The following is an 811-nucleotide window of genomic DNA, read 5'->3' as shown; positions in this document are numbered from 1 at the left end:
GAACGTAGCAAAAAGTGTCCCTATGGTAGCTTTGTTATGCATTTTGGGTGCATGAACCCTCAAACTAATGCATGATAGGACTAACCTTATATGGCTCACCCGTAGCCAGTATGCCCCATGCAGTTCAAACGGTTTTATTGGCGAGTGCGATGCAGCAAAGAAGGCTTTTGTGTTTACTTCTGACGCTTAGCGCCGCAACGATAAGTGGCATCGCCTCGGCAAAAGTAGAACGTCGAACCCAACCGTACTTTTTCTTCACAATCAACTTCAGACCAGTGTATGAGTTCACCAAAGCGGTAATCATTATCATAAATGCCGTCGTAGCCTTCAGCTTTACAGATTTCCTTCGCTTTGGTCGCCATTGATAGTTCTACCTGGTTTCTAGCTCCTTCTGGGCTGCCGGATTCGTACCCAAATAAGCCCAACGGCGAATTATTAATATCAGTATCGGTCCAGCTTAGGGGTCGTTGCAGAGTATAGATGTAGCACCACTTGTTTTTAGGAATGCCGGCGGCAGGTATTCGTACGCCATGCTCGTCCTCAGGCATACATTGTGGCTTGTTGGGCTTTTGTGGCTTGGAAGTGGTGGCAGAGGAAGACTGGGTCTCGCTAGCCACTTGTTGTTGTGATGGGCGATTATTGGTGCCATGCCCACCTTGATAGCTTTGACTATTGGTCTGGCTATCTTGAGCGCTTGAGCGGTTTTGGGAATCAATCTTTTGCCACTGGTTGTTCATCTTCACATAAGTTGTGCCAGCTACCGATTTCTTCGTTGGCTGCTGGTGGGCGGTATTAGCACGATTCGATGAGC

The 811-nt window shown here is 47.8% G+C and carries 1 protein-coding gene; it reads right to left on the bottom strand.

What is annotated here, in order from left to right:
- Nucleotides 1-173: 173 nt before the first annotated feature.
- Nucleotides 174-811: hypothetical protein (locus A3762_RS27440; protein WP_197469169.1), on the bottom strand; the 638-nt coding region annotated here is incomplete at its 5' end.

The organism is Oleiphilus sp. HI0125 (assembly GCF_001635355.1).
Note: the sequence above shows the minus strand (reverse complement) of the source record. Positions and strands in the feature narration are given on the sequence as shown.